The organism is Vibrio sp. CB1-14 (assembly GCF_040412085.2).
Taxonomy (GTDB): domain Bacteria; phylum Pseudomonadota; class Gammaproteobacteria; order Enterobacterales; family Vibrionaceae; genus Vibrio; species Vibrio chaetopteri.
The window spans coordinates 969,828-995,656 of sequence record NZ_CP115921.1 but is presented as its reverse complement, the minus strand read 5'-3'; the positions used below and the strand labels follow the sequence as shown (position 1 = coordinate 995,656).

At 45.7% G+C, this 25,829-nt stretch carries 22 protein-coding genes; 9 read left to right on the top strand and 13 right to left on the bottom strand.

What is annotated here, in order from left to right:
* Window position 1: 1 nt before the first annotated feature.
* The 6 genes from PG915_RS20310 to PG915_RS20285 all read right to left on the bottom strand — a co-directional run bounded on the left by PG915_RS20310 (window position 2) and on the right by PG915_RS20285 (window position 7,136).
* Window positions 2-691, bottom strand: a complete 690-nt coding sequence (locus PG915_RS20310; protein WP_162631331.1) for an oligogalacturonate-specific porin KdgM family protein — start codon at window positions 689-691, stop codon at window positions 2-4.
* A gap of 311 nt (window positions 692-1,002) precedes the next feature.
* Window positions 1,003-2,178, bottom strand: a complete 1,176-nt coding sequence (locus PG915_RS20305; protein WP_353498817.1) for a tetratricopeptide repeat protein — start codon at window positions 2,176-2,178, stop codon at window positions 1,003-1,005.
* Window positions 2,179-2,299: 121 nt separating this feature from the next.
* On the bottom strand, window positions 2,300-3,136 hold the full coding sequence (locus tag PG915_RS20300) for a MalM family protein (protein WP_353498816.1): 837 nt from the start codon (window positions 3,134-3,136) through the stop codon (window positions 2,300-2,302).
* A gap of 64 nt (window positions 3,137-3,200) precedes the next feature.
* A complete protein-coding gene (gene lamB / locus PG915_RS20295) occupies window positions 3,201-4,502 on the bottom strand; it encodes a maltoporin LamB (RefSeq protein WP_353498815.1) in 1,302 nt (433 codons plus the stop codon).
* 468 nt (window positions 4,503-4,970) lie between these two features.
* Entirely contained in the window at window positions 4,971-5,780 is an 810-nt protein-coding gene (locus tag PG915_RS20290) for a MalM family protein (RefSeq protein WP_353498814.1), read from the bottom strand.
* Window positions 5,781-5,855: 75 nt separating this feature from the next.
* Window positions 5,856-7,136 (bottom strand): maltoporin, encoded by a 1,281-nt coding sequence (locus PG915_RS20285; protein ID WP_353498813.1) that lies wholly within the window; start codon window positions 7,134-7,136, stop codon window positions 5,856-5,858.
* Between the two features lie 443 nt (window positions 7,137-7,579).
* Here PG915_RS20285 and glgX point away from each other — a divergent pair, with 443 nt between their 5' ends.
* Window positions 7,580-9,541 carry a glycogen debranching protein GlgX gene (gene glgX, locus PG915_RS20280; RefSeq protein ID WP_353498812.1) on the top strand — a complete coding sequence of 654 codons (1,962 nt, stop codon included), beginning with the start codon at window positions 7,580-7,582 and terminating at the stop codon, window positions 9,539-9,541.
* 167 nt (window positions 9,542-9,708) lie between these two features.
* The gene (locus PG915_RS20275) at window positions 9,709-11,499 is read left to right on the top strand and encodes a sensor domain-containing diguanylate cyclase (RefSeq protein ID WP_353498811.1); all 1,791 of its coding nucleotides are present in this window, start codon (window positions 9,709-9,711) and stop codon (window positions 11,497-11,499) included.
* 91 nt (window positions 11,500-11,590) lie between these two features.
* Here the strand turns inward: PG915_RS20275 and PG915_RS20270 are convergent, their stop codons facing one another.
* Window positions 11,591-12,466 carry a LysR family transcriptional regulator gene (locus PG915_RS20270; RefSeq protein ID WP_042500572.1) on the bottom strand — a complete coding sequence of 292 codons (876 nt, stop codon included), beginning with the start codon at window positions 12,464-12,466 and terminating at the stop codon, window positions 11,591-11,593.
* Between the two features lie 148 nt (window positions 12,467-12,614).
* Window positions 12,615-13,772, bottom strand: coding sequence for a hypothetical protein (locus tag PG915_RS20265; protein ID WP_353498810.1), 1,158 nt, complete (start codon window positions 13,770-13,772; stop codon window positions 12,615-12,617).
* Between the two features lie 544 nt (window positions 13,773-14,316).
* On the opposite strand from PG915_RS20265, the gene PG915_RS20260 reads away from it, so the two are divergent.
* Together PG915_RS20260 and PG915_RS20255 are read left to right on the top strand one after the other, a co-directional pair.
* Complete coding sequence (locus PG915_RS20260; protein ID WP_353498809.1) at window positions 14,317-15,012, top strand: DUF2057 family protein; 696 nt, start codon at window positions 14,317-14,319, stop codon at window positions 15,010-15,012.
* A gap of 61 nt (window positions 15,013-15,073) precedes the next feature.
* Complete coding sequence (locus tag PG915_RS20255) at window positions 15,074-15,682, top strand: GDSL-type esterase/lipase family protein (protein ID WP_353498808.1); 609 nt, start codon at window positions 15,074-15,076, stop codon at window positions 15,680-15,682.
* Window positions 15,683-15,758: 76 nt separating this feature from the next.
* Here the strand turns inward: PG915_RS20255 and PG915_RS20250 are convergent, their stop codons facing one another.
* From PG915_RS20250 to PG915_RS20240, 3 genes are all read right to left on the bottom strand, one after another.
* Window positions 15,759-17,147, bottom strand: a complete 1,389-nt coding sequence (locus PG915_RS20250) for an SLC13 family permease (RefSeq protein ID WP_353498807.1) — start codon at window positions 17,145-17,147, stop codon at window positions 15,759-15,761.
* 324 nt (window positions 17,148-17,471) lie between these two features.
* The gene (locus tag PG915_RS20245; RefSeq protein ID WP_353498806.1) at window positions 17,472-18,320 is read right to left on the bottom strand and encodes an alpha/beta hydrolase; all 849 of its coding nucleotides are present in this window, start codon (window positions 18,318-18,320) and stop codon (window positions 17,472-17,474) included.
* Window positions 18,321-18,470: 150 nt separating this feature from the next.
* Window positions 18,471-19,061 carry a TetR/AcrR family transcriptional regulator gene (locus PG915_RS20240; RefSeq protein WP_353498805.1) on the bottom strand — a complete coding sequence of 197 codons (591 nt, stop codon included), beginning with the start codon at window positions 19,059-19,061 and terminating at the stop codon, window positions 18,471-18,473.
* A gap of 133 nt (window positions 19,062-19,194) precedes the next feature.
* Here PG915_RS20240 and PG915_RS20235 point away from each other — a divergent pair, with 133 nt between their 5' ends.
* The 4 genes from PG915_RS20235 (at window position 19,195) to PG915_RS20220 (ending at window position 22,857) form a co-directional block, all read left to right on the top strand.
* Complete coding sequence (locus PG915_RS20235; protein WP_353498804.1) at window positions 19,195-20,151, top strand: AEC family transporter; 957 nt, start codon at window positions 19,195-19,197, stop codon at window positions 20,149-20,151.
* 387 nt (window positions 20,152-20,538) lie between these two features.
* A complete protein-coding gene (thiM, locus tag PG915_RS20230) occupies window positions 20,539-21,330 on the top strand; it encodes a hydroxyethylthiazole kinase (protein ID WP_353498803.1) in 792 nt (263 codons plus the stop codon).
* A gap of 7 nt (window positions 21,331-21,337) precedes the next feature.
* The gene (gene thiE, locus PG915_RS20225; RefSeq protein WP_353498802.1) at window positions 21,338-21,970 is read left to right on the top strand and encodes a thiamine phosphate synthase; all 633 of its coding nucleotides are present in this window, start codon (window positions 21,338-21,340) and stop codon (window positions 21,968-21,970) included.
* A gap of 14 nt (window positions 21,971-21,984) precedes the next feature.
* Entirely contained in the window at window positions 21,985-22,857 is an 873-nt protein-coding gene (locus tag PG915_RS20220) for a glycerol kinase (RefSeq protein WP_353498801.1), read from the top strand.
* A 14-nt stretch (window positions 22,858-22,871) separates the two neighbouring features.
* Here the strand turns inward: PG915_RS20220 and PG915_RS20215 are convergent, their stop codons facing one another.
* Window positions 22,872-23,450: an SPOR domain-containing protein gene (locus PG915_RS20215; RefSeq protein WP_353498800.1), complete on the bottom strand. Its 579-nt coding sequence runs from the start codon at window positions 23,448-23,450 to the stop codon at window positions 22,872-22,874.
* Window positions 23,451-23,695: 245 nt separating this feature from the next.
* On the opposite strand from PG915_RS20215, the gene nhaD reads away from it, so the two are divergent.
* Window positions 23,696-25,138, top strand: coding sequence for a sodium:proton antiporter NhaD (gene nhaD / locus PG915_RS20210; RefSeq protein ID WP_353498799.1), 1,443 nt, complete (start codon window positions 23,696-23,698; stop codon window positions 25,136-25,138).
* A 57-nt stretch (window positions 25,139-25,195) separates the two neighbouring features.
* Here nhaD and PG915_RS20205 read toward each other — a convergent pair whose 3' ends face one another.
* The gene (locus tag PG915_RS20205; RefSeq protein ID WP_353498798.1) at window positions 25,196-25,630 is read right to left on the bottom strand and encodes a DUF962 domain-containing protein; all 435 of its coding nucleotides are present in this window, start codon (window positions 25,628-25,630) and stop codon (window positions 25,196-25,198) included.
* Window positions 25,631-25,829 lie beyond the last annotated feature (199 nt).

Below are 25,829 nucleotides of genomic sequence, written 5' to 3'. Positions count from 1 at the left end.
ATTAGAAGTTGAACGTTACACCCACACGAACGCGGTTTTCAGTTTTCACTTCAGCGTTTTGACTTACGTAAGTCTTGTCTAGGATTTGGTAATCTAGGTAAGGTGCCCACGTGTCGAAACCAGTGTATTTAACTTGGAACGTGTGTTCCCATTTGCTGTCTGCACGAGAAAGATCGCTGTTGATCTTACCGCCGTTGTTTTGTGCGATGTAAGCTGGGTTATATTCTAGGTTGAAGTCTGAAACGTTGTAACCTACCCATGCGTCAACTTGGTTTGTGTTCTCAACACCATCAGTTGCCGCTTGGAAACGGTAACGTGCTGCAGTGTAGAAGTTACCTGTTGCGTAAGTCGCTTTTAGGTAAGGACGGTATTCTGAGTGGCTAGTACCGTTCCAGTAAACGAAACCAGGAGTTAGAGTTACGTTGTCGTTGATTGCGTAGTTGTAGTTTAGTTCAGTTTCGAACGCTGCTACTTTGTGGTCGTCTTGGCTAAACGCGCTATCGCCGTGGCCTTGAGTACCTTCTAGGTGAATTTCCCAATCTTCAGCAAAGCCCATGCCCGTGCGAACACGGCTTTCATAAGTTTTTGCTTCTGTGTTGTAAGCGCCACGAACGTCAACGTAGTTTGCGCTTGCTGGAAGTGCTACTGCAGCAACGAGTGCCGCTGCTAATGTCATTTTAAAAGTTTTCATTAAAAAGCTCCGTATAGAACAGGAATGCCAAAAATGGCACGGATTTAATGTGCGAACGACAAGGCCACTGCCAAGCATCCTTGAAGGTCACACCGAAACTGAGCTCAGAATATTTTTTTGAACATTGTTTTTGTCATGGAAGTGTCAAAGACAAACATTGAGTGATATCGATCACACCAAAGTAGTCCATAAAACAACTCAAATGAACATTAAGGAAAGGTAAAAATAACAATAGTGAAACAGAAATTCACATGTGATTCAGTAAGGTCATATGTGATAAGTCGAAAGACCAAATTTGAGTAAAGACTACTTTATTGTGAATAGTGAGTATCATAACTGGAGTAGCTGTATGAGCTTGCCGTGTCCTCGGTAGCGTCCTCAATATTTGAAGAGATCGTGCTCTCAGTCTCGCTAGGCTTGGCCTCTGGCGGCACTTCGTTTTGAGTTGTAGAGGCTGGTTCCTGCTCTCCATCCTGTACTAACCCAAATAAAGGTAACTCCCGTTTGTAGAGTTTGTTTAGGGCACGAATCAACGAGTGTTTGACGACGGGACCAAACTGCAGTTTTTTCAAAACAGGCTTAGCCAGTGACTGCAGCCCAACGACGGAATCAACGCCCAACGTGCTGCCCACTGCATCACGAGCCGATTTAGCGGGCTCATAGCCCATGTACGCAGACATAAATAGCCAAATATAAGCGATAGCTGCGCCATTCGGTTTTACATCACGCCACGCTTCACCGGAAAAATACATCGCTTCGACGTTACCCTTTTCGGCCGCACGTTCAAGCCAGTAACATGCGCGCTGACCGTCTTGCTCCACGCCAACGCCATTTAAGAAGTTAAGGCCAAGCTTAGTCATTCCTTCTTCGCTTTGTTTGTCCGCGGCTTTTTCAAACCACTGGGTGGACTGCTTTGGTGACGGTACAGGGTTCTCGGGAGAAATGCTCCAATCTCCCATAAACAGAATCGCTTCAAGGTTGCCTTCTTCAGCTACCTCTTGAATTTTAGCGACGCCTCTTGGGATATTGCGCTCAACACCTTGACCAAATATTTGCGCTTTCGCAGCTTCAAACTTAGCGTGAACGTCACCTTCTGCACCTGCTATACATAATCGCCAATAATTGGCTTGTTCGCGAAGAACGAGGTCTTCGCGCTTTTTGTCGCTAAGGCGAACAATGCCGTACATTGAGGTAATATTGTCGAGCTCTGCGCCTTTGTGATACCAATATAGCGCTTCGTTAGGTTTGCTTCTCTCTGCTTCTTTGGCGAGATAGAGAATGGTTGGTACATGACCGGTCTCGGCTTTGAAGACGCGATCTTGCCTCTCTTGCTGACGCGCTTTTTCCATCGCTCGACGATAGGCGGCCTCTCGCGCAAGACGCTCTTCCTCCATACGCTTCTTGCGCAGTGAGAGCGAGAACATCCAGACGAACACCAGCAACAGTGACAAGCTGGTAGCGCCAATAGCAATGGTAAGTGTCGACATAATTGAGTGGCTTTTGTGGTAACGGTTACTCTCTATAGTAACGGCTGATTGCGCCAACAATTAAGTGCGATTGTCGATCAACACCACGCTTTTACACTAATCGGTCAATTATTCTTCCGTTTTACTGCGAAGCAGCAGCATTCACCGCTTTGTTGAACGCCTCGCGCGCACCCTCCACGCCAAGTGACTCAGCCTCTTCGAGTAAACTCACTGCTTTTTTTAACTGGTTGTTATCAACTGCATGGGTGATCGCTTGACGATAAAACTCACTCGATTCTTGAGTCGCTTTTGCCGCAATGACCTTGCTCTGAGTGACTTGTTCATCACTTGGGGTTGGATTGGCCTGTGACTTGCGGCCATCAATGGCAATAATAACCTCACCTTGATCACTAAAAGGTACCTGAATATCTTTCACCTCAGGCAAATAGTTCCCGCGAGCTTTAGCATCAAGTTTTGCTGGATGAGTTACCGTCACGCTGCGAGTCGCGGCTTCCGGTTTGGTGTACACCACCAGCATGAGCTTTGAGTTTGCACTTGGCGCAACAAACGTGAAGTTAAGAGCTAATCGATTTCCCAAGTGAAAACGTGCAGGCAGATACCCAAACTCATTCAAATCATATTGCTCAACCACGCTACCATCATCACGGATAACTACCACATAAGGAGCAAAGGCAGAAGAAGATATCAGGCTAGTGATTGTAATATCGAGCGCACCTGAAGTTAGGGGTAGTGAGACGACTGCAACTGGACTCTCGACACCGTCTATGACATAGCGCTGGCTATTCTCATCGATTCGAAATGTCTGTTCACTCGGTGCTTTCATAGCCAGTACGTTAAGGCTAGCCGGATCGAAAATCGTTGCTTGAGAGCGAAGTGGCGCTTGCTCTACCACTTCGGCACTCTGACATCCAGCGAGTAACAAGCAGCTACTAATCAGGGTCGTCGATAGTTTGATCATGTTCGTCTCCAAAAAAGGGCGAAGTCACCTTCGCCCTTCGTCTATTAAATTAATGAGTAAAACGTTAGAACCACGCTTCTACTTGTACGCCTACAAGGAACTCGTTTTTCTTTGATTTGTCTGCAAGCTGTGCGCTGTCCGAACGATCATTTAGATAAGTGCCATATACGCGAATTTCAGGACGAGCAAAGAAGCCTTCACCCATAGAAAAAGCCTGCGCAACCGTCAACTTGCTGCCTTTTTTGTTACCGTAATTGCTGTAGTTTTCAACGTAAGTACCCGCTTCAAATACCGTACGCACTGTGTCAGTCCATTGGTACATTGGGCGAATTACTGCAGAGAACAAATCATGGTCAGTCTTAGCACGGTTCGTCGCTGAAATTGCCGCGTCTGTCGATCGTGCAGCAAGGAATTGGTGACCCATTTCCCACTTCTCACCTAGGCTAATCACACCCCAGTTCAATAGTCGAACACCTTGTGCGTCGTTGTTCGCACCGTCGCGGCGATCGAAATTACCACCGTTACCAAGGTCGGCCATTTGTGCGCCGTACGCGCTGTTACCGTATTGCACAACCGTTTGGTTAAAGCCGGCTTCCATATTTTGGTGAAGAATAGCGGTAACCAATGCGCCATCATCGGCTTGTACGTTGGTATTACCTGAGGCAGTACCCGTTGAGAAGTTGTACGCACCTGCAACCTCTAGTGTTGCATCTTCCCAAAGGTTAATGTTCGCTAGACGTACGTCAGCGATGTAACCTTTGACTTCATCTTCTTTGTATTTATCTTGCTGCTCCCAGCTACCTTCAACACCAGGGTTAGTACCAGGCTTTTGTACCCACTGTTTGCCATCAAGCGTTTTTTGCTTTGAGCTACTATCTTCAACAAGCGCAAGCGACAGTTTTTGATTACCTACAGAGATGTTCTCGATACCACCACCAGTACCAGATGTGTTTAGGAAGTAGAAGTCCGTGATGTGTACGTCACGACGTTGGTAGTAACGCTTACCAGCCCATACTGTCGCTTCTTTGTCTGAACTGAACAGACCCGTCGCTTGAACGTTATACTGTGCAACGTTGAAGTCACCATCTTGCCAGCCATTTGTGCCGCTGTTGCCAGAAGCAATCATCGATTCCACGCGCCACGTTTGCTCACCCGTTTTTAGATCTTTACCAAAACCGAACTCTGAGTAGTTGTCGTTCTCGTTACCTAGACGACCCACTTTTTGCTTCTCGTAGTTGGCATCACCAGTTCCGTTTGAACTAAGCGCAGTGCCCGCACGAAAATAACCAAAATAATCCACAGCGAAAGACGGCGCAGCAACAAGTGCAGTAGAAACAGCTGCAGCGACTAAACATAATTTTTTCATTATTAACTCCGATTTTTATCGTTATATTTCTCAATCGACATTCAAAAAGGCAGCAGAATGTAAGATGTGGTGAGAAAGTTGTCGGAGAGGAGAATAATGGGGTCAATTTTGATGGAGTAGGGGCTGTTATTGATAATAGTGGCAGTACTTCTAAGCACCTCCCCTCATTCATCAATAGTACTTGGCTACGGTTTTGGAACTTTAATTTTCATTGCGGAATTAAATTTGAAGTTGAGCACGGAAAAACCGGAATGATGCCTGTAAAAAACGGCTTAAGTCACACTTTCTTGGTGAAACAGCTCTTGAGTAACAAATACCAGCTATTTGAACAACGTCACTTTTTGAGGTTAATTGGATGTAAACCTGAGAGCGGTATGGTTGCGGAGAAAAATATAAACCCCGAAAACATTGAGAGATAAATTATCTCAAATCATTTTCAGGGCTAATAATAACTATATTATGAATATGCTATTTTGCATTAATTGCTTTAACGAAGATCTCTTGAGCACCTTCAATATTAAGTGCTTTGGCTTCATCTAGCAGGCTAAGTGCCTTTGGAATGTTGTCTTCTGCAACCGCTTTTTCTATTGCAGATTTGTAGTATTCTTCACTGGTTGCAGCAGATGGTATATATTCGTTTTCCGTCTGCTCGCGCTTCGTTACAACATTATTAGCATCAATTTTAACGGTCAAAGTACCATAGAGTGAATGCAGAATGACAGGATCAGCGATCTCTGGTGGTTGGTTGCTTCGAGCTTTCGCATATAGCTTGGCAGGATGAGTCACGGTGGAGCTACCCGCTATATCTTCTTTTGTTGAGTACACCAAGATATGCAGCGCTTTAGAATCATCAAAAGGGATTACCGTTACTTTTGCAGCATATTGGTCAGGATCTAAAACCTTCGCCTCTCTGTACTCAAATTCAGAAAATCGCTTTTCACCTAACACACGGCCTTTATCGTCAGTGACCTTAAATGAAGGCGCATACATACTACTTTCTTTAACTACTAAACTTGCTACCTCAACATCCAAGCTACCGCGATTTCCATCGACAGTAAATGTAGCAACAGGACTTGCTGTTCCATCCAGTAGCAAAATTTGAGAGTTTTTACCAAGCTCGGTCGTTACATTCGCTGGAAGATCCAGCTTTGTCCAACTCAAAAGCTCAACCGATGTAGATACCTGTTGAGAGGGCTCCACATCACTAGAAATAACTTGTGGTGCAGAGCACCCTGCTAGTGAGAAAGCCGCTACTAAGGGCAACCATTTATACTTCATAATTACTCTCCGAAAAAAGAGTACAGCCAGACTAGCTGGCTGTACATGATTAACGTGGTTAGCTATTACGCTAGATTACCACCAAGCTTCAACTTGTACACCAACTTGCATTTGAGATTTGCTCTCGCCGCCGTTGAACTTGTAGCTACCATCTGATTTACCGTCTTCATCTTGATTTAAGTAAGACGCGTAAACACGTAGTTCAGGACGAGCCCAGAAGCTTGAACCTGCTGACCATGCTTGGGCGATAGTGAACTTGCTGTTTGTTGTCTTAGAGCCATCGTTATCATCTTGCGAGTAACCTGCTTCTAGGATTGTACGCATGTTATCGTTCCACTTATACATTGGACGAACAACTGCAGAGTATGTAGTCCATTTGTCTTGGCCATCCCACATACCTTCACCAACACCGTAAACTAGCTGGTGACCAAACTCAACGTTCTGACCGACTTCTGATACACCCCAGTTGATCAAGCGGTAACCAGATGCACCAGACTTAGCTTCAGCACCGTACCAGCTGCCGTCACCATAGAACGCAAACGCTTTTGAGTAACCCTCAGTACCGTATTGAACTACAGTTTTGTTGAAACCGCCGCTCAGACCTACAGTCAATTCAGCCGTACCCATGAAACCATTTTTTGCATCTTTAGCAGCTTGCGATGCTTGGTCAGTTTCATTTAATAGAGCTGCGTTACCAATTAACTCAAGTGATGCGCCTTCCCATAAAGGAATACCAGCATAACGAATGTCTAATGTATTAACATTTAGTGCACCGCCATCGTTTCCTGCGTCTGGAGTTTGACCAGTGCTTGGGTCACCATCTTGAACACCGTCGTTGCGATCGTTGCGAACCCAAGCTAGAGAAAGCTTACCAGGACCTGCTTCGATACCCTCAATACCGGCACCTGCACCTGAAATATTTAGGTAGTAGAAGTCACTGATGTGAATATCTTTACGTTGGTAGTAACGCTTACCAGCCCAAAGAGTTGCTTCCGGAGCAAAACCCAAGAACCCTTTTGCTTGAACGTTAAACTGACGTAATGCAAACTTTGCATCGTCGTTTTCAGTACTTTCCCAGTCGTTTGAACCGTTCGAAGTCATAGCAACCATAGAGTCAACATACATCGACTTACCGTTATCGTTGTATACTTCTTTACCTAGGCCGACCTCACCATAGATGTCGCCTTCGTTACCTAGACGACCAACTTTATTTTTCTCGAATGTCGCTTGCTGACCGCCGTGCTCACTAACACCAACACCAGCACGCATGTAACCATGAAAATCTACATTCGCCATTGCTTGACCAGCAGCCAATACACCTACCACCGCAGCAGCAACTACACTTACTTTTTTCATTTAGAAAACTCCGTTTAACTTATTGTTATATTCAATTTCTTCTTTTTCTTCGACGCTTCGAAGGCAGTAGCGAAGCGTTTCAGACTTACTTGAAATATCGGTTAGGGTCCCGAGTTGATTGAACAATTGCAGGTTAACGAAGTCGTGTAATGGAAGCGTCCTCCACCCTATAGATAGTTAAGGGGGATGAGAAAGGAGTAGAAAAATAACCGTATGGCGTTTTTTTAGGGCAGATCACAATTCAAGGGGGGAGTAGCATAGATGGGAGTAATGTTTTGACGCGCACAATATGCTTTACATCACTATTTTTAACTTTTAGGAAAGAAAACTGAAATTAAATTACATTTAAATTTCTGTGATCTTCGCTTGACCTAAAGTTTACAAAGCTATTAACTAGTGAAAGTAAGATTAATGTCATTCACGAACAAATAGAAAAAATCTCTATGACGCAACATCAATCTAGCCCTTATCCGCTGGGTGCAACACTGGATGAAGCCGGTTGTAACTTTGCTATTCATGCACCCGATTGTGAGGCTATTTATCTCGCTCTCTATGATGACAACGACAAACAAGAGTTGTTCCCACTTTTTAACAATTATGCCGGAATCAAGCATATTCACCTTAGCGGCATAAAAGCCGGGCAACGTTATGGTTTTGTCATAGAATCGTGCGAAGAACGTCAGTACATAGCCGATCCCTACGCAAAAGCATTAGACAAAGCACTGCATTATGTTCCACCATTTTCAGCTGAAAAAAGCTTTAAACTGCCGACTTGCGTGGTCGTTGATGATGCCTTTGACTGGCAACAAGTAAGATCACCCAACATTCCTCGTGAAGAGATGGTGTTATTTGAAACTCATGTAAAAGGGGTTTCTAAACTCAACCCGCAAGTGCCTACTTCAGAGCGTGGCACCTATCTTGGATTGGTCAGTGATGCCATGCTCACATTCTACAAAGAGCAGAACATCAATACCCTTCAGCTACTTCCAATTGCTGCTTGTATGCACGAGCCTCATCTTCTACAAATGGATAAGGTGAACTACTGGGGCTACAACCCTTATGTGTTTATGGCTCCCGATCCACGCTATGCCCACCAAGATGCGGTGGAAGAGCTCAAAACCACCATTCGTGAACTGCATAGAGCAGGTATCGAAGTGATTCTTGATGTGGTCTACAACCACACTGCTGAAGGTGGCGATCAAGGTCCGGTCTTTAACTTAAAAGCTTTAGATTCTAAATTCTACCTTCGCCATGGCGAGTACTTCGCGAACTACACCGGTTGTGGCAACACCGTCGATCTCAATTATCAGCCAGCGCTCAACTTAGTCATGGACACGCTGCGTTACTGGGTACAAGAGTTTAAAGTCGATGGATTCCGCTTCGATTTGGCGGCAACACTGGGTCGTAACGGTGATCACTTTAATCGTGAAGCGGCCTTTTTCCGCGCGGTCGCTCAGGATCCTATTCTCAAGATGACCAAATTGATTGCCGAGCCTTGGGATATCGGGCCAAACGGGTATCAAGTCGGAAACTTCCCATTTGGCTGGAATGAATGTAATGACCGTTTGCGTGATATCACACGTAGCTTCTGGCGTGGCGATCAAGGTTACTTGAAAGAGTTTGCGACGCGTATAATGGGCTCCCGCGATTTGTATAGCGCTGCCAATTGGCCGTATAAGTCGACCGTCAACTACATCACTTATCACGATGGCTTCACCATGCAAGATCTTGTCTCGTACAAGCATAAGCACAACGAAGCCAATGGTGAAAACAACCGAGACGGCCACGGAGACAATCGCTCAAACAACTATGGCGTAGAAGGCGCAACGGACAACCCTGTTGTCCTCGCTACCCGTGAGAAGCAAAAACGCAATTTCATGGCTACTTTGCTGTTCTCGTTTGGTATCCCACACATCCTTACTGCAGATGTGCTATCGCATACCCAGCAAGGCAACAACAACGCCTACTGCCAAGACAACGAAATAAGTTGGCTCAATTGGGAAACCAGTGAAGCTAAACAGCATTTCAAACAGTGGCTTTCGGAAATGCTGGCTGCACGCCAAGAGTATATGGTACCGTTCATCCGCGCCTTTAGCGGTGAAAAACGCAACGACAACCGCATTTTTTGGAGTCGCGTCGACGGCAAATTAATGAGCATGGAAGATTGGAACCGACTAAGCAGTGTCGCTCTGCACATCGGCATTGGTGAAGAGGGTGACGAACTGGTCTATCTCATCAACCAAACCAAAGCTCCGGCTCGTTTCTCTTTGCCGAATGACCGCAATCAAGTTTGGAAAACCATCTGCGATACCCATATCTCAGATGCTGAAGTCGGTCATGCTGAAGGGGAAATCTTGCAAGCGCCTATGTCGATGGCCATTTTGCATTATTCCGCTCAGTCTTAACTGACAACATTGCCACTAGATTGGTCGTTAATCACCCACAAAGAGCTCACTTGTTGAGCTCTTTTTTATTTGAATTGATCTGAGTTATTGATAAACCAATTAAGTCTTTAAAAGCACTCCATAATCAGTGATAGTAATGACGTAGTGTTCAATTTGTTTTATATGTTATGTCGTTACCTAAGCTGTTGCTCCGCCTGTTTAAACCGCTCACTTTTGTGTTGATTGCGGTGCTCATTTACCTCTCCTATCAGCACTATCTGCACTCTCAGTCACTGGCGAAATCTCAATCTCAAGATAATGTAAAGGTGGCGACAGCCTTAATCTGGTCGCAAATCGAAGCGACTTTTGCAAAGGTAGATCTGTTACAAGAGCAAGTCGGTACAACTAACTTTGCGCCTCTTGCCAACCAAATACTTGCCAACAGTTATTTGTACAAAAGCGTTGCGGTTTATGATCGACGAGCAGATCAATACGCAAACTTTAACGATGACCGGCTCACTACAAACAGCAAACGCAATATTGAGTGGCATACCTTTGATGGGTTTACCAGACAATACGCCGTCTCAACTTTATATCAAAAATCCGATGGGATTTGGGTGTTTGCCATCAAGCAGGTTCAGTATCACAGCCCAATCGAAGTGTGGTTTGAAGTGGATGTTCAGCACACCACGCAATATCTATCGAACCTAAAAACACTGAATAACGGTTATGTCTTTGTCATTGACAGTATGACGGGGAAATTGGTATTTCATCCCAATCCAAACCGCATTGGTACCTCTTCGATTAGCTATCAAGGTGGGCTGAAGGAGCAGGTTGACGCAGGGAGAACACGTGGCAGCTATGACTACTTTTACAATGGCGAACTAAAGAAAAGCATTTTCGATGCTCGAAACCCAATTGGCTGGGTCGTCGTGTCCGGTACCAGTCAAACTGATATCCTGTTTACGTCTTACCAGATTTCTTTAACGGCCATCGTCGTATTCGCGCTGCTGTTTTTAATTATATCGGTCAACTACATCACCTTTCAGTTGAACCAAGGGCTGTCTCAACTGACTTTAGCGACAAACATGGCAGCCTTTAAGCAAGACTTGAAACATATCTTTGATCGCTTTACCTACCACGGTGGGGTTCAGTTTTGCCTATATGATGAAAAGGCAAACCAGTTCAATACTATCGATTATCACGGCAATACCAAAGCCAGCTACCAACTCGACAAGTTGCCAGCGTATTTTAAATCCCGTGGCATTAACTACCTTTACAGCAACGAGTACGATCCCCTTGCAAAGCAACTGCAGATAAACGGACGACACTACGCCCTTCCCCTCTATCACCACGATAGCTTGATAGGGGTTATTTATGTCAACAGTGTTTTCTACGCCTTCGAAGGACTCATGCGCGCAATACGTGACTTTTCTGAAGTGGCGTTGGCGAACCTATTGTTAAGCAAACAAGTGGCAATGAACGATCCTCTCACTGGTCTAGAAAACGAGCATCATTTGCGCCAAGAACTGACGAAAGCGAGTGATAGTGAATCACTATTTTATGCAGTGGTCGATGTGTGTGGCTTAACTACGATCAATGACCGTTATGGTAGCGATATTGGTGATAAAGCGATCAAGCAAGTTGCTAACGTTATAAAAAGAAGTTTTCCGAAACCTCAATCGCGCTGCCTGGCACGCACCAACAATGGTCATTTTGGTTTGCTGTTTAGCGCCAATAACTCTATCGATGCGCAAAAGCAACTCGAATGGTTAAGACAGCTTGTCGAAAAAAGCCCATTAGCCATTGATCAGGATGTTATTGGCCAAGCTGACATTGTCAGTACCGTCTCCATAGGGGCGACACCAATAGAGGGATCGGCTGACGGCACACTCAGCCTTGGTCTGAAAAACCTTCAGCAAGCAAAACTTCAAGGGCGAAACTTAGTGTATCTGTCTCCAAGCGAACTTAGAGCCTAAGTCGACCAAACACAAAAAAACCTCGCTGTTGAACGCGAGGTTTCTAATGCTGATGTGTCACTGGCTTAAACTGATTATTTGCGCTTTCTGCTTAAAAGACGCCCAGCATTTCACAAAGATATTTAGCCGCAGGACCTAGGCGTGTATTGGACTTCCAAAGGACATCTGCAGAGTTGAGCATTTCATAACGCTGGAACTCAGGTCTAAAGTCAATCAAGGTGCCCATGGCTTGCTTTTCGACGATGTAGTCTCTCGGTACGATTGCCCAACCAATTCCCTGCTCCACCAGCTTAATCACATCTTCTTGATCATCGGCTTGCCAGATATCTTGTGAGAATGCGCCTTGAGCCTTGAGTACTTTGTTCAGCATCATGCTGCGACAAACGATCTGTCTTTCACCAATCAAGGTTTCATTGCTGACTTGCTGCATATCAGCAAAGATGGAATCTGGGCTGCAAATACACACCCACTCAATGTTGGCAATAGAGATAAAGTCAACGCCTTCAGGTACCGCATCCGCCGCCAAGTTGAAGCCAAGTTCCACATCATCATTAATAATGGCACTCGTCAGATGGTGGGCACTCAAACGTGATACATCCACTTGAGTAAATGGAAAACGCTGCGACATTTTCTCAATCGCCGAATCCAGCAACGAGAATGGCAACAGAGGGTCAATGGCAATTTTCAGCGTATCTTCGACGCTGTCCACACTGGCTTTGGAGTAATTACGGATCCGCTCAGCTTGGCGCAACAACACTTTCGCTTGTGCCAGCATGCGCTCACCTTGCGGGGTAAGCTTAGGATATTTTGTGCTTCTATCGAAAAGCGTAATGCCTAAATCGAGCTCAAGGTTATTCACTCCGATACTTACAGAGCTTTGACTCTTACCAAGATGCCTCGCGGCCGCAGAAAATGAACCTTGCTCTGCCGCAGCGACGAATGCCACTAGCTGTTCAATATTCAGCATACTCAACCCTTTGATTAATTAATTAACAGGCGTACCATCGTAAAACAATAGCACATAAATTGCACCTAAATATAAGCACCACAAATGCTCACAACCCACTCATTCACAATGATTATTTGCAAGTATCAGGATGGCGATTAGTACGCAGTTAGAACGCTTCTCCAAATCGAATATAGAAGCTAGTGTTACCCATTTTCGATACCGCAGCATCGACACCTACAGTAAATCGCTCTTTGGCATTAAGTAAATACCTGACACCAATACCTGCTGACGGGATCACTTCTGACTTGACTGAGTTTGCAAATTGGCGGTCTTCATTGCGTACCACAGCGGCTCCAGCAAAGGCGACGCCGCTCCACAAAGTAGAAAACTTGTGGCGATATTCCACTTCAGCTTGATACACTGAGCTGCCTCGATACTTGTTCCAGTCCGCACCGCGTAAATCAGGCGTCACAAACTCATACTCCGGTGCGTCACCCAGCATTTCCTTACCAATCACTCGATATGCTAAGACATCATCACCAATTGGAAAATACTGACTAACCTCAGCATCTAAACGATGAAATGGCTTTCCTGTTCGTTTATCTTTGGAGTAATGAAGTGTGCTCAGATCAACATTGAGACCTTTTGTCGCCCCCATCATGTTATCTCTTGAGTCATAGGTCATAAGAAAGCCAATAGCGTGGTTACTGCCACTCATTTCTTGTTCAAACGCTTTCTTTATCGCTGGATCGGTTTTTTCATTGAGCTCAGCATTGCCGCCGCTCCACAGCCCTTGAACACCAAAATACAGATCATCGACAATTTGCTTACGAACTTCACCGTAGACAAAGTTGGAATAAGACGCGTATTGGGCGGCTTTCGGAAGCTGAGCACCGATACGACCTGTGTACTTAAGGTTTAGACTGAAGTGTCCAGCATAGAATCCTGCACGCCAAGCATCATGGGCGAACACGTGCTCGTGGCCAATGATGGCCATACCGCTGTCTGAATCTGTATATTGACCATAGAACATACTGGTCGATGGATTGGTTGCACCTTCTTCACGATCGTGAATGTACATCGCGTTTACACCTAGGCCTACGCCCAGCGCATCATCGGTAATTGGAACAGGGAAAGCCGCAAACTTTCTATCTGGGAGCGCTTCTGATTCCTCTTCAGCCTTGGTAGATTCTTCAGGCTTGACTAGGGTTGTTTCCGCCTGAGGCTTCTGCTTTTCAGTGGCTGTTGAGTCTTGTGCCATGGCAGGAGACGCCGAACACAGCGCGGCCAAGATCAAGGACAAAGGACGTTTTGACATCTTCAAATGAAATCTCTTTAAGTACAATAGGATTGACTACAATCGCACTGAGATTCCATTCATTTAACCCATCTGCTGTCTTGGGCCATTCAGTGCTCGTTAAACGATTCTCGCTTGGGGGGCGATGCTACTAGATTCAATTTTCATCGCCAAGCCAATCTATTCGATTTGCATATAGAAACCATTAGCAGCCAAGCGATTTAAATTTACGTGGTATTGTCCGGTTTCGTTAGCAATTTTCATCGCCTCACAACTAAGTCACCTGTTGCATTTGAGAGGATATTGGTTGCCTTAACTTAGTTAAATTGCTTTATATTCACAACATAAACAGCGAATTAGCAATTTTTATAAACTAAAAACACAATAAAGCACCGAGTAATCCACGCCAATGTCAGTTTTTAAAGAAATTCAACCAACCCGTGCATCACAAGATTGCAAAGTGTCGCTAACCTAGGCAAGCTAGAAACCGAAAACTGAGCTAACCTCAACGTAAACATCTTTAGTTCACTTGAACACACCATGATTCACATATTCTGCTAGGGAAATAATAATGAAAGCATCCAATCTGATTGCTGCTGCGCTACTCGTCGGTTGTAGTAGCCTTGCGATGGCTGACGTGACCATCAAAATACCTGACAATGTTGATCTTCTTTCTGTCAATGCAGGCGACCCAACCACAGACTCAAGCGGTTTTTTCTCATCCGGTGAAACAGCCACGCTACCAGATGGCGTCAATCAAATCGTGTTTAAATATGAACCTTTCTTCGATGTGAATCGCGATGAAAGAAAAGTGATTTCTAGCAAAGCCATCATCGCCCGCTTTGAAGCAACAGATGCTGAATTGACCCTGAATGTCCCAACGTATCGAGACGCTCGCCAAGCGCAGAAAAACATTGATAACTTAGAGTGGTCGCTGACTGATAAGAACGACCAAGTTGTCCCTGTGGTTGAAGACAAACTTATCAAAGATGGTATGCAAATCGGTCGCGACTATAACCGTGAAGCTGATGACTACAACCGCAAAGGCGGTGTAGCAGCACTTACTGTGGCTACAACAGCAGCTGTCGTGACAACAACCGCAGCAGCCACAACAGCGGCGGCTACTACCGCGGCACAGCCAACTACGCTGCCGGCAACCGCTCCAGCCGCTGGTGACAACACAGCGGAAGAAATGCTGATATTCTGGTACAACAAAGCGGACGCAGAAACCAAAGCGCGCTTTAAAGAATACGTTAGCAAGAACTGATCGCTCAAAAACTACCAAGCCGCTCCTATAGAGCGGCTTTTTCGATCTTAAGAGAACAACTATGAAAAACATCGTATTGCTCGGTGATAGCCTCACGGCTGGCTGGGGTCTTGCTAAAGGTGAAAACTGGTCATGTCAATTGATTAGCGAGTACCCCAACGTTTCATTTACCAACTGTGGTGTACCTGGCGACACGACAACGGGAATGCTGTCTCGATTCAAATCACAGGTACTAGAAGCAAAACCTGACGTTGTTGTGTTATTTGGCGGATTGAACGATCTCAACTGGGGCATCGACATTGGCGTTGTAGCCAGTAACCTAAATAGCATGATTGCTCAGGCTCAGCACCACGGTATTAAGCCGATCCTTGTTGTGACCAGTGCCATTGACCCTGTTGGCGCGCTTCCGATGTTTGGCAACGAGCCAAGCACCGTCGAACGTTTAAGACAGTCAGTAGAGACATTGAGTAGCGTGCACAGCAAAAAGCTTAAAATGATGTACGGTCATGGGGAGACGGGCATTGAAATCGTCGACGCCTACCAAGCGTTTGAAGCACACGCCCAGAAATATGGGTACAGCGACTTGTATCAAAACGACGGGATCCATCTCTCCAAATTGGGTGCAGAGATCATCTTTGATAAGCTCAATTGCCTAATCACAAAAATTTAGTGATTCAAACTAACAACAACGCCCCTACTCCATCGGAATAGGGGCGTTTTCATTGTAAGTCTTCAACTAACGTTAACTATGCCCAGAACGTCACTGCAATTAGGGTCAAGGCACCAATACAAGCAATGTTGAGCAAGATACCTATTCGCATCATCTCTTGCTGCTTAATATAACCTGAAGCGAACACTATTGCGTTTGGTGGTGTAGCAACAGGCAACATAAACGCACATGACGCGGCAACAGCGATCAGCACCGACAAGATCACTGGCGACATACCAAAGGCTTCGGCAACACTGGCGAAGACAGGAATAAGCAGCGCAGCACTGGCTGTATTACTCGCAAACTCTGTTAGGAATACCACGAAAGCAGCAATCACCAAGATAATGAACAGCATACTAAACTGAGAAATCAGTTCGCTAAGCTCATTCGCCAAGAACACGCTAGTCCCTGTCGCTTTCAACACATTACTTAAACAGATACCGCCACCAAACAGCAATAGCACACCCCAGTCAGCGGTTTTCTCAATGTCCTTCCAGTGAACTACACGGGCAAAGTTAACGGCGACAATCGCACCCAATGCCACAATAGTATCGAACTTAGCATAGCCACCTAACATAGCGTTGATTGGCTTACTAAAGATCCAGAAAAACACGGTTAAAGCGAAAATCAGTAAAGTAACGATTTTACCTTTGTCCCAATTTACAGGCTCATGGCTAATCTCAAATTCTCCATCGAGTTTTGGCTTAAGCACAAAAAACAGCACAGCCAACGCTATCGGCAACAGGATAAACGCAGTCGGTAAACCAAATGCCATCCAATCCGTGAATGTCATTCCAATCTCAGCCGCGGCAATCGCGTTGGGAGGGCTACCGACCATAGTCGCGATACCACCTATACTGGCGCTGTAGGCAATACCAAGTAACACAAACACATAAGTGTTGTGACCACTTTCTTCATTCACTTTACTGAGTACACCAAGCACGAGAGGTAACATCATAGCTGCGGTTGCGGTATTACTGATCCACATCGACAGCAATGCAGTCACGCCGAAAAGCATAAACACGGCGACACTCATACGTCCTTTTGCCAAGACCAGCACTTTGTCGGCGACCACCTTGTCTAACCCTTGTCTATGCATAGCGGCAGCTAAAGCAAACCCACCAAGGAACAAGAAAATTATCGAGTTAGCAAAATTATTCAGCGCCGTCTGAGTATCAAAAACATTGAACAATACCGCGATCACAGGCACCAGAACTGCCGTGACCGTCACGTGTAAGGCTTCTGTAAGCCAAAGCACAGCGATAAACGTCAATATGCTGATACCAAGTACGACATTGGGTTCAAAAGGTAGGGTCGAGTAGAGGACGTAAAACAGAACAATATCAGCAAGAATGATTAAACTATTGCGGTTAAAAAACCACTCTCGAGTATTGGAGGGTAAGGGGACACTATCATTTCTATTCATTATTATGGCTTCCTTTAGTCAATAGGCGGATGCTCCCTTGAGGGGCTATCTCAAGGTGAACGCCCTAGAAACCACAAACATCACTAAGCTATCGATCACTAAACTAATGATGACTAAGCTACTGAAAGTAGGGAAACTACCGTGAGTTTTAACTCGATGTTGTAATTGTGTTTTGAGATGAAAACCCAACACTCAGCAAAGATGTAAGTGGAACCAGGCCATGATCCCACATACCAAACCATTTACATAATACAAACCTATCAATTCGTTAACCACATCAACATTGTGGATACATAAGCGTAACCTTGATCAAATCGCTGAGGATTATGACGTTAGCCTGTCAAATGCGGCTTTCGCCTCATCACTATGCATAACTCGACCATGTCCCTGACCCTGCGTTGTGATCAGGGTGACCAACGACATTTCTTCAGCCGCTTTTTGAGACACTGAGTAATTAGTAAATCGGTCTTTTTCATCATGTACGATGATTGTTGGTGTGCTGCGGCGACCTAGCTTGTTGTATGGGTCAATCGAGGTGATCGGGTAGTGATATTGCGATTGAATATCATCAACAACCGCCTCAAAAAGTCGCATTGAATACCCGGAACGCGCCACGCTGCCAAACAGGTTATCGAGATAATCAAGCACAGGTGCGATAAGTAGCAAGGGCTTATCTTGGAGCTTGGCATGCTTACATTCAATCGCCGCTGCCGTACCCATACTATGCCCGACTAAACCCGCCACTTCCTTTTCACTATCGAGCAAGCCTTCCAAACCACCTACAAAGGCGGGGATGTGCCCGTAAGCGCCTTCGCTTTGTCCGTGAGCTGGATGGTCATACGCAAGAGCGGTATAGCCTTTACTCGCAATATGCTCCATAAGTGGAAAGAATTGGCTCGCAGTACCAGACCAACCGTGTGTGAGTAACCAAACGGGTCCAGTTCCCAAACTATACGTCTTCAGCACACCTTCAGAGGTCGTCACGTCCGAAATGCTTAAGCCTTCCGGCTGAGCATTCTTTGGCGTTGAACGCACTGGCGTCAGAAGCAATTTCTTAGCAGTACTTTTAGCATGATTAGGTGCGAGTTTATGGTGAGCTCGAGTGGTCAAGTTGACCATTTTCTTCTTGAAGCTGAATTTTTTTGATGTATTGAAGTAGATTTTATCACTCATGACTGACTGTCCTTTTTATCCTCGTCATCCTCGGATAGTTTTGTTGTTGAGCATCTATTTAGAACGACCGTGCTTTTTTAAGTTAGCGTTTTACTCGGTCTCTCAATCTAAATTACCGCTCCATTTAAATAGTTGTTCAGATGTAAATCGTTATTCAGGAATCGACCAAGACTTTATAGAGGTGTCAACACTGTTCCAAAATCGCTGACTGCTCTCCTGCTCACCCACCAGCGAGTAGAATACATGTGCACTTAGGTAGTGCCCATAGAGCTCAAACGCGGCTTGTTGCGGATCGAGTGTCGGCTTAAATTCACCACTGTCGACCCCTTTTTGTATTTGGATTGTCAAATAGTGGATCCAGCGATGGATTGCTTTTCTGAGCGCTTGCTGTAGTTCGTCCTGCTGACTGTCTCGCCACGCATCAATAAACATGCAACTCCCTTGAAATGAATGGTTCCAGCTCATCCAATTGTCGATAAGATGCTTAAGCTTTTTCGTTACCATCTCATGCTCGAATTCACGAGCAGGAGAAATCACTCTAGTTTGAAACGTGGCATCCGCATGTTGAACTACGGCAACTTGCAGGTTGACCTTAGAGTTAAAGTGAGCAAACAGACCACTCTTCGACATGTTGCATTGCTTGGCCAGCTCACCGATCGTTAGACTTTCCAGTCCATCTCTGCTCGCAATCTCGAATGCCTTCATCAAAATATGATCTTTTGTTAGCCGACCTTTACTCATAATCACCATCATCAATTCTTCTGCATAGTTTCAATTTAGCACGGTCGTACTATTTTTCAATCTACATTTATTTGTATGACAAGCTATGAAATAATCACTTGGACATCATCCCCTAACAATATGGAAGTAAATCATGGATCTATTGATAGAACAGTTGCTGTTTTCGATTTCAATCACCGGTCCTATTTGCTTACTCATTATTCTTGGTGTTGTCTTCAAACGCATCGGACTTATCAACGATAATTTCATTGAAGTTGCTTCTAAACTCGTCTTTAAAGTTACGCTACCAACTATGCTGTTTCTGAGCATAGTGACGTCAGAACACGATTTCGCCTCAGCTAAGCAATTTCTTACCTTTGGCGTTATCGCTAGCGTCACTTTCTTCCTATTTAGCTACTTCTCCGTGGGCACATTGTTCAAGAAGTCGGCTGATAGAGGCGTGATTATACAAGGGTCGTTCAGAGCTAATACTGGTATCATTGGTATCGCCTATGTCGCCAATGCTTATGGTGAGCGCGGCATTGCTCTAGCCGCATTGTACGTTGCGATTACTACCTTTATCTATAATGTGCAGGCGGTGATTTGCTTAACTCCGAAAGGGGCTGATTCAGGAACATCTGCAGGCAAAATCATGCTCACCACACTCACTAAAAACCCACTCATTATTGCCATCTTGCTGGGTTTGCTGGTGTATCTGCTATCGATTCCAGTCCCAACTATCGTAGTGGACGCGGGAAACTACTTTGCCACCATGACGTTGCCACTTGCGTTGCTGTGCACAGGCGGCTCACTTGATCTTAGCTCAATGAAGAAAGAGCAAGCCCCAACTTGGATCGCCAGTGGCTACAAGTTGGTATTGGCACCGCTTGCCGTTACGCTCGCCGCCTATTTAGCCGGATTTCGTGGTCTCGAGCTAGGGATTCTGTTCTTTATGAATGCCTCGCCTGTTGCTGCTGCTAGCTATGTGATGGCACGCTCAATGGGCGGCAACTCGATCCTTGCTGCTAACATCATCGCACTGACTACCGTACTTTCTACCATCACTTGCACCCTAGGCATTCTGGTCCTTTCTTTGTATGGACTGATCTAGTCTCTGCTCAGACTCTTATATAAAACCATCATAGACCAGTGCTAGCCTAACCACGGCTAGCACTATTTTTATATCCCAGTACAATGAATATACCCAAGTGACCTCAAGATGACGGATTCAGAGCGTTAGACAAAGCTTATATCAAGGAAAATATCTGAAATAATGGCGATCCATTTCGAAGATATTTGACGCGGAGATAAGCTTTGTCTAACGCTCCCTTCGGGCGTGTTTGCTTGGTTCGGATTCATTGTTGGCGGTTTTCAGCATAGAACCACCATGCTTTCAAACCGCCGCCGCGACTCCAAACCAAGCAAATCTCGCTGAACCATCATCTTGAGGTTACTTGGGTATATATGAAAAAGCTCGAATGAGCCTTTGGAGAATAGAATGAATAAACAACAAATCGTCAGTGCCCTAAACAAAGTCCGCGAACAAAAACCGCTGGTAGTGAATATCACCAACTTCGTGGTCATGAACAACACCGCCAACGCATTATTGGCCGTTGGTGCCTCACCAATCATGTCTCACTCAAAACAAGAAATGACTGAGATGATGTCGTTCGCTGGAGCTCTAGTCATTAACATTGGTACGCTAGACAGTGTATGGCGCCCGGGTATGTTCTTCGCTGTTGAGCAGGCTAATGAAAACAACAAACCTGTGATTCTTGACCCTGTGGGCTGCGGCGCAACGAAACTGCGTACCTCTACGGCTCGTCAATTAGCGGAACTTGCCGACAACTTGATTATTCGCGGCAATGCTTCTGAAATCATCGCAATGGCGGGTGAGAAGTCGCAAAATAAAGGCGTGGACGCCCTCGATGCCAGTGAAGCCGCTCTATCAGCCGCTCGCTCATTGGTAGAAAGCTACGCATGCAGCGTCGTTGTGTCTGGAAAAACGGACTACATCGTGACCAAAGAGCGCACCATTGCACTAAGCAATGGTCATGAGATGATGCCATATGTGACTGGTATGGGCTGCTCACTATCAGCTGTAACTGGCGCGTTTGCTGCCGTTGGTGAAACCAGTGGTGTCGCTGCTGCAGCGATCTTCGCGATTGCCGGTGAAATAGCTGCCGAGAACTCTCAAGGTCCTGGCTCGTTGCAAGTCAATCTACTCGATAGCTTGTATCAGCTAAGTGCGGATGACATCGAGTCTCGCCTTAAATTTCGCGAGTGCTAAACATTCCATGGCAAATAATCCGTACCGCTTATATCTAGTCACCGACGAAAACCAAGACTTGCCCACATTAGTTAGCGTTGTCCGCGAGGCCATCGCGGGCGGGGTTACCATGGTTCAGCTTCGTGAAAAACATCATGATGTGCGTGCTTTCATTGAGAAGGCGAAAGCCGTCAAAGAAGTACTAAATGGTACTGGCGTCCCTCTTATCATCAACGACCGTGTTGATGTTGCTCTTGCTGTTGATGCCGATGGTGTGCACCTTGGGCAAACAGATATGCCTGCACATCTCGCTCGAAAACTGATTGGTTCACAAGGTATTTTAGGCTTGTCGATTGAAAGCGAAGCTCAACTAGCAGAGGCTCAATCACTTCCCATCGATTATATCGGCCTAAGTGCGATTTTCGCCACCCCGACCAAAACCAATACAAAGACCCACTGGGGCTTGGAAGGACTGCGCAATACGCTAAGTAAAACGACACTTCCTGTCGTCGCGATCGGGGGCATCAACGACACCAACCTCAAAGACGTCGCAGCGACTGGTGCACATGGTGTTGCATTGGTTTCGGCCATTTGTCATGCGGAAAGCCCCAAACAAGCAGCTACAGACCTGCTTGCCATTATGGATACTTCATCGAATTAGGAGAGATAAATAAGGTGACCAGCCACAACAAACTTTCAACATCAGCGCTGGCGAAACAGCGTCAAATCGAGCCAAAATCTCTGTTTAACGAGTTAAAGCAGCTTGGCTACATTACCTGGCACGACGAACAGTGGATACTCACCGATGTCGGCGCTCGATTTGGTGGGGATTACGTTGAGAGCGAAAAATATGGTCGCTTTATTGTCTGGCCAACCAACTTAGTGTTAGATGACACACTCCGCAGCGACAAGCACCTAACCGCAACACAACTTGGTGAACGTCTAGGTCTAGCGGCCAAGAAAATCAATCTTCTACTCAGTGAGCTTGGCTGGTTGCAACGTCAAGACACTGAATGGATAGCCACGCTACAAGGTGTACGTGCTGGCGCCCAAGCTCGCACCGATAAAGCCAACCATAATAAGTTTGTAGTCTGGCACCCAAGTGTGCTGAGAAACCACAGACTTAAGCAGAGTGTTTTAGAGTTTAAAGGCGCAGATGCAGAAGCCCATTCAACCGAAAAGTCGTTTTCAAGCTTCCGCCAAAAGTTTACAGCAAAGCATCGCACGCTCGATGGCCACTATGTCCAGTCTAAAGGCGAGTTACTGATCGATAACTGGTTGTACATGGCAGGGGTCGTTCACGCTTACCAGAGGCAATTGCCCATTGAGCAAGACGTGGTCAGCGATTTCTATCTACCCACAGGTAAAGTGTATCTTCAATATTGGGGCTCAGATTCAGGGCCAATTGAGAGTAAAATGGTAGAGGTAACTCGCACTTTATATCAGCAGCATGATTTACCACTGATTGAAGTCTTTCCGGAAGAGATTGAGCAACTGGACAGCATTTTGCCAAAAAAACTCAAACCCTTTGGAATTAAAGCCTATTAGTCACCGCTTTATTGTCAGAAGAGGCACAAACAGTCTTGGTGTCCATGTTTACCAGCAATCATATATGGTGTGATCGCCACTGCGGCCACTTCGCTCACAACTTGTTGTGACGAGTGTGAGTCCTGACGCTGGGGTGGCTGTTTTTTCGCCACCATTTGTGGGACTGTCGTGGTCAGCTTCTGCGTAGTCGAGCGAATAAACGCATCGCGATAACTAGGTAGTAGACGCAGAGCAAGGAGATCTTGTTTGGCGTTTTCGAATGACTGATATGGCCCGACCAAACAGCGATCACCGCCCACATCAGGCTTCAACCAAATAGGCTGGTTGACAGTGTCTTGTAATTGACTAGGCGCCGTGCGTAAGCTGCCAGGTTTAACAAAGCCACACTGTATCCAAAATGACTGCTCTTCATGCGATGGGGCTTTTTTTCCCCACACACCTTTACCGATTGGGCATTCACTCTCCAAAATAGGTAACGTTGACTCAGAGCGACTGCCACTGTCACACACCATTGCCGCGTGAACAGGCAAAACCACCAACATATGTAAACCCGATAACAACATAGTCACCATCATTGCGAACCCTGTTTTCATGCTCCCTCCTGACGTCCTGTCAATCACTCAGCTTGATATCTGCTCACTATTTAGCCTAGGCGTTAATTAACTTAAGTCAAAACTTGGCGTTATGAAGAAAATTCAGCGAAGCGACGCACAAAAAAATGGCCACATCAGTTGAGCAGATCTGCGTCAGCTCACAACGCAATTGTTGAAAAACCATTAAAATACCGTATCGCATTTGTTAGCGCCTGATTTCATCTAAGCTTTTGAAGGATCAAAACATGAAGAAAATAAGTCGGTGGCCAACCTTTTTACTCCCCCTTTTATTTGCCACCTCTAGTTTCGCTTCTCCCAGTGCATCGTCTGATGCGTTTAATTTCACTCAATCTACCGTCGGTTATGCATCGTTATTGATTTTTGGCATCGCCTACACCTTAGTGATGATGGAGGAATACCTAAAACTGAGAAAATCCAAGCCTGTCCTGCTCGCCGCAGGTTTGATTTGGATACTCATTGGCTTCGTCTACAAAGACATTGGCCAGCTCGAAATCGCCAAATCCGCTCTGGAGCACAACCTGCTGGAATACGCTGAGTTGCTACTGTTTCTGCTTGTCGCCATGACCTATATATCGGCGATGGAAGAGCGGCGTCTGTTCGATGCGTTGCAGTCTTGGATGGTGGGCAAAGGGTTTGATTTTCGCACGCTATTTTGGCTAACCGGTATTCTGTCTTTCTTCATTTCGCCGATTGCCGACAACCTCACCACCGCACTTTTGATGTGCGCTGTGGTACTTAAAGTGGGCGGCAGCAACCTTAAGTTTGTCAACATTGCCTGTATTAACATCGTTATGGCAGCGAACGCCGGCGGGGCATTCAGTCCTTTCGGTGACATCACCACTTTAATGGTCTGGCAAGCGGGTCATGTGTCATTCTCTGAGTTCATGCCACTGTTTGTGCCTTCCGTGGTGAACTACATTGTGCCTGCGCTAATCATGTCGCTGTTTGTCCCTAAAACCCAACCCGATGCCGTACATGCTCATGTCGAGCTCAAGCGCGGCGCGTTTCGGATTGTTGGTCTGTTTATCCTAACCATTGCAACCGCTGTAGCGTTCCACGCAGTCTTCCACTTCCCTCCCGTGATGGGGATGATGATGGGGCTTGCCTATTTGCAATTCTTTGGTTTCTTCCTTCGCAAAACGCTTCCTCGCTCTATCGCGAAGAAAAAAGCTGTCGCTATTGCCAATAACGACGAAACGGCGCTTAAACGCCTCGGCTCAATCGTGCCATTCGACGTATTTAGGCGTGTCTCCCACGCAGAATGGGATACTTTACTGTTCTTCTACGGGGTAGTGATGTGTGTAGGCGGCCTAAGCCTACTGGGCTATTTAAGCGTCGTCTCGGAGATCATGTACACCCAATGGGATCCTATTTGGGCCAATGTGATGGTGGGTATTTTGTCTGCTATCGTCGACAACATCCCAGTGATGTTTGCCGTACTTACCATGAATCCAGAACTCTCTATGGGTAACTGGTTATTGGTCACGCTTACCGCAGGTGTTGGGGGCAGTTTGCTGTCTGTTGGTTCAGCCGCAGGTGTGGCACTTATGGGGGCTGCGCATGGTAAATACACCTTCTTCGGCCATCTCAAATGGATGCCGGTGATCGCCATTGGTTATGCCGCTAGTATCTTTGTCCACCTTTCAATGAATGGCAGCTTATTCTAGCCACCATTCGTGAATAAGATGTCTAATAACAACACTTAAGCCCCTAACTGAAGGGGCTTATTTTTGCCTGAAGACCCAAATAGGGCCAATGAGAAGGAATTGGATGTCATCGAAAAAAGAAGGCTTTTTTCCCTCAATTTTGTGCCCAACGAATTGCATGATCCACAGCACCACAAACAAGCCTATCGACAAGCTGAGAATCGATACGCCAAACATATCGGCAAATGTGATTACGGCTAAGCAAGCTAGAGTAAACAGCAGCATTTGAATAAACACCGAGCGCGACAACCTAAAGTAAAAAAACATCACTGGAAGCATCACGAGCCAAACCCAGTTAATGGAAACACTACCTAGGGATAAATGAGGAATGCACCATATGAGTCCAACGATAGATAAATAGATACCGGGTACGGCAACTTTATGTATTTTTCTGTTGATACTGTTCTGATGACTTTCTCCGTATGCATCTAACCATTGCTGTAACGACTTCATTTTACTTCCTTGTTGTGTATGACCGTTGATTTCGATTGGTGTTAAAACTCTAGACCAAAATCTGCAACTCTTCCTCCCTTCCTCAGGCTCTTAACATTACTCACTAGACGGCCTCCTGGTATTCACCTAACGCATATCAGTAATAACAATTCATGATTTCAAAATATAATCACGACGTCCTACTATAGCCACAGACCCA